This is a genomic window from Magnetospirillum moscoviense (assembly GCF_001650635.1).
Classification (GTDB): Bacteria; Pseudomonadota; Alphaproteobacteria; order Rhodospirillales; family Magnetospirillaceae; genus Magnetospirillum; species Magnetospirillum moscoviense.
The window spans coordinates 1-9,497 of the sequence record NZ_LWQU01000203.1; the positions used below are offsets into that span (position 1 = coordinate 1).

The 9,497-nt window shown below is 65.6% G+C and carries 7 protein-coding genes; 2 read left to right on the plus strand and 5 right to left on the minus strand.

Going from position 1 to position 9,497, the window contains the following annotated elements; genetic code table 11:
- The first annotated feature begins 103 nt into the window (after positions 1–103).
- Positions 104–1,078 (plus strand): B12-binding domain-containing radical SAM protein, encoded by a 975-nt coding sequence (locus tag A6A05_RS19185; protein WP_068504703.1) that lies wholly within the window; start codon positions 104–106, stop codon positions 1,076–1,078.
- A gap of 202 nt (positions 1,079–1,280) precedes the next feature.
- The gene (locus A6A05_RS19190; RefSeq protein ID WP_068504705.1) at positions 1,281–3,086 is read left to right on the plus strand and encodes a sensor histidine kinase; all 1,806 of its coding nucleotides are present in this window, start codon (positions 1,281–1,283) and stop codon (positions 3,084–3,086) included.
- Between the two features lie 171 nt (positions 3,087–3,257).
- Here the strand turns inward: A6A05_RS19190 and A6A05_RS19195 are convergent, their stop codons facing one another.
- The 5 genes from A6A05_RS19195 to A6A05_RS19215 all read right to left on the minus strand — a co-directional run bounded on the left by A6A05_RS19195 (position 3,258) and on the right by A6A05_RS19215 (position 9,331).
- Complete coding sequence (locus A6A05_RS19195; RefSeq protein ID WP_245644385.1) at positions 3,258–6,161, minus strand: sensor histidine kinase; 2,904 nt, start codon at positions 6,159–6,161, stop codon at positions 3,258–3,260.
- Between the two features lie 37 nt (positions 6,162–6,198).
- Entirely contained in the window at positions 6,199–6,723 is a 525-nt protein-coding gene (locus A6A05_RS19200; protein WP_068504709.1) for an adenine phosphoribosyltransferase, read from the minus strand.
- A gap of 68 nt (positions 6,724–6,791) precedes the next feature.
- Positions 6,792–7,772, minus strand: coding sequence for a glycosyltransferase family 9 protein (locus A6A05_RS19205; RefSeq protein WP_068504711.1), 981 nt, complete (start codon positions 7,770–7,772; stop codon positions 6,792–6,794).
- Positions 7,769–8,425 carry a guanylate kinase gene (gene gmk, locus A6A05_RS19210; protein ID WP_068504713.1) on the minus strand — a complete coding sequence of 219 codons (657 nt, stop codon included), beginning with the start codon at positions 8,423–8,425 and terminating at the stop codon, positions 7,769–7,771. Before gmk ends, A6A05_RS19205 begins: the two co-directional genes overlap by 4 nt.
- Positions 8,426–8,434: 9 nt before the next feature.
- Entirely contained in the window at positions 8,435–9,331 is an 897-nt protein-coding gene (locus tag A6A05_RS19215; protein ID WP_068504715.1) for a YicC/YloC family endoribonuclease, read from the minus strand.
- Positions 9,332–9,497: the final 166 nt, after the last annotated feature.

Genomic DNA, 9,497 nt, shown 5'->3' on the forward strand with positions numbered 1-9,497 from the left:
AGGGGGGCATGATGGATGAGTCATTCCATCTTGAATCACGCTCACGCCCGCCTGTCCAGGCTATGTTAACGCCTATGAGGCCGCGGGTGAGGTCATCCACATCATGGCCGGGCGCGGCTGTGTCTATCAGTGCACCTATTGCGTCAACGCCCTGCTGACCCCCATGCACCGGGGCAACGGCAAGCCGGTGCGTCTGCGCTCGGTGGATAACGTGGTCGCTGAACTGGTCGAGGCACACCGGCGCACGCCCAACGCCCGTCACGTCTGCTTCCACGACGAGGTGTTCGCCATGTACGGCGAGTGGCTGGCCGACTTCCGCGACAAGTACAAGGACGCAGTCGGCCTGCCGTTCGAATGCGAGTTGGTGCCCAAGCTGATCCGCGAGGAGAACGTCCGCCTGCTGGTCGATGCCGGCCTGACCGAGATGGGCTTCGGCATCCAATCCGGCGACAAGCACGTCCGTACCGTGGTGATGAAGCGCCCCGGTGGCAACGACGAGTTGGTGGCCAAGGCCCGGGTGCTCCACGACCATGGCGTCCACGGCCGCTATGACCTGATCCTCGACAACCCGTTCGAGAGCGAGCAGGACCTTGAGGAATCCATCGACCTGCTGCTGCGCTTTCCGCAGCCCTTGCAGCTGTTCACCTACAAGATGCAGTATTTCCCCGGCTACCCCTTCACCGAGGCGGCGCTGAAGGAGGGCTACATCACCCAGGCCATGCTGACCGACGAGGCGGTGGCACAGTCCACGATGTACAACTGGAACTTCAAGCCGCACATGAATTGGACCCGGCGCAACCAGTTGCAGAACGCTCTTTATCTGTTCAGCCTGAATTCGCCCCTGCTGCGGCGCATGACACTGAAGGTGCGCGCCGGCCGGGCACCGCTGGCCGGACTGGTTCTCGACGTGGCCGCCTTCCTGTTTTATCAGTATAACGTCCGCCACAATCCCGTCCTGGTGTGGGGCAGGCGTATCGTGTTGGGGCTGCGGATGCTGGCTTCCGGCGATGTCGGCACCCTGGCCCGGCTGTCCAAGCGGGTTCTGGGCCGGTTCCGCACCGCGCATTTGTCGAGGTAGGGGCGCCCCCTTGGCGAAGGCGGCGCGCGAGACCGCCAGCTTCCAGCCCCCGCCATCAAAGCCCTGCCCGCCGAGCGGAAAGACCTGCAAATGCGCGACATTCCGTATTTCTGGATGAAGGCCCGCCTCGGCAATCGGCCCCATCGACAAAACGCCTGAACTGGTATCCAATCAACGACCAACCACGATGGCTGGGGACAGGATGGCGCCCACGGCTCGTTTCGACGGTAGCAACGACAAGCGCCCCCGACCCGTCCGGATCGGTTGGGCGAAGGAATGGCCGCAATCATGGCGCCTGGTGGCCATCTGCTGCGCCACCGCGCTGCCCATCGCCGCATTCGCCCTGGTCCTGGGATTTTTCTATGCCGACGACCGCCGCAAGCTGATCGAGTCGGAAATCGACGGCATCATCACCGCGCTGTCCACCGCCATCGAGCGTGACATCGAGGCCCGCTTCCAGGTGCTGACGGTATTGGCGTCATCGACCGACATCGTCCGCAATGATATCGGCGCCTTCCACCGCGAACTGACCAACGTCGTCCGACGCCCCGAGCAGCACTGGTTCACCATGGCGTTGCTCGACCCCGCCAACAAAACCATGGTGACCAACACCTTGCGCCCCTTTGGCGCGCCCCTGCCCTATACCAGCGCGCCCGGCAACATCGCCCAGATCGTCGAGACCAAAGCGCCCCAGATCTTCGGAGTGGTGCCCAGCGGCAGCATCCAGTCAAAGCCGTTGATCATCATGGGGGTGCCGGTGATGGACGGCTCCGATATCCGCTACATCCTGAACGGCACCTTCTTTCCGGCAGCCCTGAGCGCGGTGCTGACGCGGCAGAACTTTCCCGCCACCCATGTCGTCGCGGTGATCGACGCCAATGGGCGTATCGCCGCCCGCTCGCGCGATCCCGACAGCTTCATCGGCGCCCGCATCACCGATTCGGCCGGGTCCAAGCTTGCCGCGACCACCGCCCAGCGCGGCCGCTTCGTGGCCGTGACCCAGGAAGGCAACGAGCTGGTCACCACCTTCCATCGCATTCCAGGGCTGGGATGGACCATCCTTTACGGCGTTCCCAAGGCGGTGATGCAGGCCCCGTTCGAGGAAGCCGACCGCATCCTGATCCCGGCCGGCATCGTCGCCCTGTTGGCCAGCGTGCTGCTGGTCACCTTATTCATCCGCGCCGACCAGCGCCGCCGGGAATCCGAAGCGCGCGCAGTCGCCGCCGCGCAGGAAACCGAGGAGCAGGAATATCGCATGCTGCAACTGGCCAAGCAGCACGCCGAGGAGACTAGTCAGGCCAAGACCGACTTCCTGGCCAACATGAGCCATGAATTGCGCACGCCGCTGAACGCCATCCTGGGCTTCACCGAGGCGCTGCAATTGGAAATCTTCGGCCCTTTGCAGACCCCGAAGCAGAAGGAAGCCCTGCGCAGCGTCCACCATGCCGGCATGCTGCTGAAGGGAAGCATCGACGACATGCTGGACATGGCCCAGATCGAGACCGGCAAAGTCGCGCTGGTCGATGACGAGATCGATATTTGCGAGTTGATCAAAAGCTGCGTCGGGACCCTGACGCCGCTGGCCACCAGCCGGTCGCTGCGGCTGGATTTCGCCAGCCCGACCGACACGCAGGTCCCCAAGGTCAGGGTCGATTCGCTGCGCTTCAGCCAGATCCTGGTCAATCTGATCAACAACGCCATCAAGTTCACGCCGGCCGGCGGCATGGTCACCGTCGATGTCGAGGCGACGCCCGACGGATGGGTGCGGATCATGATTCACGACACCGGCATCGGCATCGATTCGAAGGACATGGATGTGGTGTTGCAGCCATTCGGCCGCGGCTCCAGCCCGCATGTCACCAAACAGGAAGGCAACGGGCTAGGACTGCCGCTGGCGCGGCGCCTGGTGCTGCTGCATGACGGCACGTTCCATATTTCCAGCCGCCCGGGGGCCGGCACCACCGTGTCGATCGGCATTCCGCCGGCCCGGGTGCTGCGCCAGGAATAGAGCCGTCGCCCACACTCCGTCATGCCCGTGCTTGACACGGGCATCTACGCGGCCCCACCACTCCAATTGTTTCCAATGACTTTTGCCGCCCGACGCGTGGACCCTCGGGTCAAGCCCGAGGGTGACGGAAAAGGGCATGGAACGCTCAATCGGCGTTCTTTCCGCAGCCTGCTACCCTCGCCGCAGGCTTTCCTCGATGGCGATCGCCTCGGCCGGATTGTTGACGATACGGCTTGCCGGGAAACAGGCGGTGGCGGTGGTGCCCTTGTCGGGTTCGGACTCGATGACCAAGGTGCCGCCATGGGCCATGGTCAGGGCGCGGGTCAAGGGCAATCCCAGGCCGGTGCCTTCATATTTGCGCGACAATCTTGTGTCGGCCTGGACGAAGGGCTCCATCACCCGTTCCAGATCCTCGGGGCTCATGCCGATGCCGGTGTCGGCGACCCGGATGCAATAGCCCTGTTCGTCGGCCACCGCCGACAGGGTGACCGAGCCCCCTTCCTCGGTGAACTTGACGGCGTTGGACAGCAAGTTAAGGACGATCTGGCGAATCCGTCGCTCGTCGCCGCGCAGGAAGGGTAGATCGGCCGGGTAATCCTCGATCAGATCGACGCCGTTGGCCTGGGCGCGCCGGGCCATCATGCGGATCGAGCCGCGCATCACCGAGACGACATCGACCAGGCTGTCGACCAGATCGGTCATGCCGGCCTCGGCCTTCGACATGTCCAGGATGTCGTTGATCAGCTCCAGCAGGTGCATGCCGCTTTCGTGAATGTCGTCGACATAGGTGCGATAGGACACCGGCTCGAGCGGTCCGAAAATCTCGTGCTTGATCAATTCCGAGAAACCGATGATGGCGTTCAACGGCGTGCGCAATTCGTGGCTGATATTGGCCAGGAAGGTGGCCTTGGCTCGATTGCCGCGCTCGGCTGCGTTCTTGGCCTCGCGCAGGGTGTCCTCGACCTTCTTGCGGTCGGTGATGTCGGTGAAGGTCAAGATCAGACCGCCGCCCGGCATGCCTGAGGCACGCACCTCGATCACCGCGCCCATGGGCCTGGCATGCTCGAACACCAGATTGGGCTGCTGGCGCAAGCGGGCCAGTCGGTTGCCGGCCTTGCGCATGGCGTTGCCGCGGCCGAACTCGCCCTGGACCGCCAGATGCAGCAACATGCCTTCCAGATTCGACTGGCCGGGATCGACGTCACCCTCGGCCAGGTCCAGCATCAGGCGGGCGTGCTTGTTGAGCGCCACCAACCGTTCCGACCCGTCGAACACCGCGACGCCCTGGGCCATGTTGTCGATGATCGCCTGGCGCAGGCTGGATTGCGCCGCCAGTTCCTGTTCGTGACGCTTCAAGGGCGTCACGTCGCTGGCGGTGCCGCGATAGCCGGCGAAGGAATTGTCGGCGTCGAACACCGGCCGGCCGGCCATTTCGACGAACTTGATGGCGCCGGACGGCATGCGGTTCAGGAAGACGAAGCCACGGAAGGGCCGCCGGGCGTGGATCAGGCCCAGTTGCGCATGCCAATCCACCGGGTTTTCGGCGGCGTCGCCCAGTTCCAGGAACGACCGCCCGATGAAATGGGCCGGCCCGACACCCAGGACCTGACGCACCCGGCCCGAGACGAACGAGAAGGTCAACTGACCATCCAGTTCCCAGAACCAGTCCGATGCCGATTCGGCCAGATCGCGGAAGCGCTGTTCGCTTTGCACCAGCGCGTTCTCGACCTGCTTGCGATCGGTGATGTCGCGCACCAGGCCGATGAAGGTGACCAGCTCGCCCTGGCGCATCTCGGTCACCGACAGCTCCAGCGGGAAGGTGCTGCCGTCCTTGCGCTGGCCGTGCACCTCGCGGCCGATGCCGATCACCCTGGCCTCGCCGGTGCGGCGATAGCGGGCCATGTAGCCGTCATGCTCGGCGCGATAGGGTTCGGGCATCAGCATGTGGACGTTGCGGCCGACCACTTCATCGGGGCTATAGCCGAAGATGCGGGCGGCAGCCTGGTTGTAGGACAGCAGCGTGGCGGTGTCGTCGATGGTGATGATGCCATCGACCACGGTGTCCATGATGCCGCGCAGCCAGTTGACGCTTTCCTGTAAGGCCAGATCGGTCTGCTTACGGGCGGTGACGTCGCGCAGGATGCGCAGTTGGCCGCCATCGGCGGTGCCATAGACGTTTGCCGCGACCCAGCGCCCATCCCACAATTGGACTTCGTGGCCGTCCTCGATCCCGACCGAATCGGAGACCAGGCAGAACTCGGCCTCGGCCTTCAAGATGTCGTGGATGTTCTGGCCCTGGCGGATCGCGTTGGCGGCCGGAGCCAGGAACTCGCGGTAGAGATCGTTCGAGGTGACCAAGGTCCCCGAGGAATCGAACAGGGCGATGCCGTCCTGCACGCCGTCCAGCGCGTCGAGCAGGCGGCTTTGCAGCAGGCTGGCCCGTTGGCCTTCGCTTTCAGCCCTGGCCTGCTGGCTGCGCAGCACCACCAGCAGCAATGCGACGGCCATCACCATCGACAGGAACTGCGACACCACGAAGGACAGCGTCGCCGAGGTCGGATGGGCATGCAACAACGGCGCCGACAGCTGATGGATGCCGCTGGCGGCGAACGACATCGACGCCAGCAAGTTGGGCTGCCTGCGATCGACCGGCTGGCCGCGATCGAGGAAAGCCCAGGCACCGACCAGCATGGGCAGGCCGCCGACGCCGAACAGCGGCAGGCCCGACAGCCCGGCCGCCTCGCGGAAGGCGTGGACCACCACCGCCCAGCCGCCGGCCATCAACAGCCCGACCCCCAGGATCACTGGAGTGATCGGCCGCCCCATGAACGAAAGTGCACCGCACAGCGACAACCCGGTCGCCATGCCGTGGAAGAAATCCGAGGCCTCGATCATGAAGGAATCGCCGCCGCCCAGCAGCACGGCCTTGCTGGCCGCTTCCAGAATGAAGGCGCCTGCCCACCATCCGAAGGCCTTGGGCGCACCGGGCAGCGTCCAGCCATAGATGGTGGACACGGCGAGAACCGCCGAGCCCATCACCGCGCCCAAGAGAGCGGCCTGTAACGCAAAATCCATCCCTGTGCGGCCCTTCTAGGTCTTCAGGCCCTACAACTCAGTCGTCGTACGACACCAACGCGGTGAACGGAACGTCCATCTCGGCCAGACGCTTGCGGCCGGGCAGGAAGGTCAGCTCGATGATCGCGGCTGCGCCGACCACATTGGCACCGACCTTGCGTAGCAGGTCCACGCCGGCCGTCATGGTGCCGCCGGTAGCCAGCAGATCGTCGATGACCACCACGCGCTGGCCGGGTTGGACGGCGTCTTCCTGGATCTCGATGGTGTCGGTGCCGTATTCCAGGCTGTATTCGTGCTTGATGGTCTTGCCGGGCAGCTTGCCCTTCTTGCGCAGCATGACGAAGCCGCAGCCCAGCTTCAGCGCCAGCGGCGCCGCGGCCAGGAAGCCGCGCGATTCGACGCCGGCCAGCAGATCGGGCTGGAACTTGCGGACCTCACGCGACATGCGCCCCATCGCCACCTGCCAGGCGTCGGGACGGGCCAACAGGGTCGAGATGTCGTAGAACAGGATGCCCGGCTTGGGAAAATCCGGAATGCCCCTGATGTGATCCTTGATATCCATGCTGGTGACGTCTCCATCCTCTGGTCGAACAAGTTTGGCGCAGATGGTACCCTTGGCCTCACGCGCGGTCAAAGCAAACACTTGTCGAGCGCGGCCAGGACGGCGGTCTCGGGGATGGCATCCATCTTGTCGCTTCCCCAGTTGTCGGCCCGTAAAACCGTCAGCGTCCGCGCCGCCGGGGCGAATTTGTCGGCCGGCGTCGGACCGAACAACGACACCAGTGGAATGTCGGCCAGGGCCAGCATATGACCCGTACCCGAATCGTTGGCGATGGCCGCCCCCATCCGCCGCCCCAGGGCGATGGTCAGCATCGGCGTGACCGCCGCCGCTTCCTGCAACGGAAAGCGGGCATTGGGCACCTGCTCGCGGATCGCGCCGGCCCAGTCGGCCTCGGCCGGACCCAGCAGGAACACCGGCACCCGCCCAAGCTCGGCTTGCCGGCGTGCGACGGCGATGAAGCGTTCCAGCGGCCAGCACTTGATCCGCCCGCCCGCCCCCGGGGCCAGCCCGACATAGCACGCCCCGTCGGGCAACAGCGCGGCGGCTGCCGCCGCGATCGCCGCGTCGTTCGGCAAGGGCGCGCAGGCATCGGCCGGCTGTCCGCTGGCCAGTTGGACCAGATCCATCAATTGCGCCACCATCGAGGCCGGCCGGCGATAGCCGGCCGGCGGGCGGGCGTCGGACAAAAGAAACCCGGCGGCGGCGGAAATGAAACGTTCATGGCCGATCCGCCGCAGGATCAGGCTGGTCAGCAGACGGCGTTGGGTATCAACGATCAGGTCGAATGTCCGCCCGGCCAACGGGCGACGGCCGAACAATTCGCTTGCGCGCGATCCGATCCCCGCCTGGTCCAGCACCTCGGAAACCAGGCCTTCGACCAGGGGGGCCAGGATGCCGGCATAGACGGTGTGGCCCTTGCCGGCCATCCAGGTGATGCGCGCCTGGGGGAAGGCGGCCTTCAGCGCCCGCAGGAACGCAAGCTTCATCAGCCCGTCGCCGACGGCGTCCAGCCCGACATAAACCAGGATGGTGGCGGGACCGGCGCTCATCCCTCGCCGCGCAGATTGTTGACGAAGGCGGCCATGCCGACCTGGCGGTCGCGCTTCAAACGCTCGGAATCCAAGATGGCCTGGACGCGGGCGATCGAGCGGTCGACCTCGGTATTGAGCAAGATGTAATCGTACTCGAACCAGTGGCTCATCTCGTCGCCGGCCTTGGCCATGCGCTTCCTGACCACCTCTTCGGTATCCTGGGCCCGGCCGCGCAGGCGGCGCTCCAACTCCTCGACCGAGGGCGGCAGGATGAACACGGTGACCAGATCCGAGCGGGCGTTCTGCCCCAATTGCTGGGTGCCCTGCCAGTCGATGTCGAACAGCACGTCGCGGCCCGAGGCCAGGGCGTCCTCGACCGGCTGGCGCGGCGTGCCGTAATAATTGTCGAACACCCTGGCATGTTCCAGGAACTGGCCGGCAGCGACCATCTGCTGGAATGTCTCGACGGTGACGAAATGATAATCCTTGCCGTCGACCTCGCCCGGGCGCGGCGCCCGGGTGGTGCACGAAACCGACATGGCGATATCGGGATCGCGATCCAGCAGGGCGCGGGCGATGGTGCTCTTGCCGGCGCCCGACGGCGACGACAGCACCAGCATCAGGCCGCGACGGGCGACGGTGGGAAGGTTGGCGGGCGGCGTGGCGGTCATGGTCTCCCCCTATTCGATGTTCTGAACCTGCTCGCGGAACTGGTCGATCACCGCCTTCAGATCCAGGCCGATGCGGGTCAGTTCGACGTCTTGCGCCTTCGAGCACAAGGTGTTGGCTTCGCGGTTGAATTCCTGCGACAGGAAATCGAGCTTGCGGCCGACCGCGCCACCGGCGGCCAACAGCTCGCGGGCGGCGCCGACATGGGCGCGCAGCCGGTCGAGTTCCTCGCGGATGTCGGCCTTGACCGCCAGCAGCGCCACTTCCTGGGCGATCCGCTCGTCGATCAGGGATGGCTGGGCCTCTAGGATCGCCGCCAATTGGGTCCGCAATCGTTCCTTGACCGCCTCGGGCCGCAGCGCGGCGGTGCCGCCGGCCCGCTCGGACAGGGTGGAAATCTCGGCCAACTGATCCAGCAGCACCGCCTTGATGCGCTGGCCTTCGGACAGCCGCATCAAGGCCAGTTGATCCAGGGCCTGGATCAGGCTGTCCTTGATCGCCGCCTCGCGCGCCTGGCGCTTGTCCGGGCTTTCCTCTTCCTCGACGCCGACCGGCTCCAGCACGCCCTTGATCGCCAGCAAGCCGTCCCAGCTGGCCGGCTGCACATGGGGATAAAGCGGTGCCAGTTCGGCGGCCAGACCGGCCAGTTGCCGCACCAAGGGGGCGTTGATCCGCACCATCGGCGCCTCGCTGGCCGCCGTCAGGTTCAAGGACAGCTGGATGTTGCCGCGCTTGAGCACGCGCGCCGCAGCCTCGCGGGCGATGGGATCCAGCGCGTCCAGGCCCGGCGGCAGGCGCAGCCGCAATTCAAGCCCCCGCCCGTTGACGCTTTTGGCTTCCCACACCCACGAACCTTGGGCGTCGCGCCCTTCGGCGCGGGCATAGCCGGTCATGCTGGCGACGGTCACGGGCGATCTCCTGGCAGGGTTCCAGCTTGGTTATAGCGGCGGCGCGGCCCGGCAACAACCCGGCGCGCACAGCTGATCGCCGCATAAATAAAGGCTCTATTCGTGAATCGTATTGACGGTCACGCCCCCATGGCGGCGGCGAGGCAATATCGCGCGGTCGGGTCCG

Coding starts and splice junctions, on each gene's coding strand:
- A6A05_RS19205 (WP_068504711.1), bottom strand. CDS start 7,772: ATGAGCGCCGGTCCCGCCACCATCCTGGTTTATGTCGGGCTGGACGCC.
- gmk (WP_068504713.1), bottom strand. CDS start 8,425: ATGACCGCCACGCCGCCCGCCAACCTTCCCACCGTCGCCCGTCGCGGC.
- A6A05_RS19185 (WP_068504703.1), top strand. CDS start 104: ATGGCCGGGCGCGGCTGTGTCTATCAGTGCACCTATTGCGTCAACGCC.
- A6A05_RS19195 (WP_245644385.1), bottom strand. CDS start 6,161: ATGGATTTTGCGTTACAGGCCGCTCTCTTGGGCGCGGTGATGGGCTCG.
- A6A05_RS19200 (WP_068504709.1), bottom strand. CDS start 6,723: ATGGATATCAAGGATCACATCAGGGGCATTCCGGATTTTCCCAAGCCG.
- A6A05_RS19190 (WP_068504705.1), top strand. CDS start 1,281: ATGGCGCCCACGGCTCGTTTCGACGGTAGCAACGACAAGCGCCCCCGA.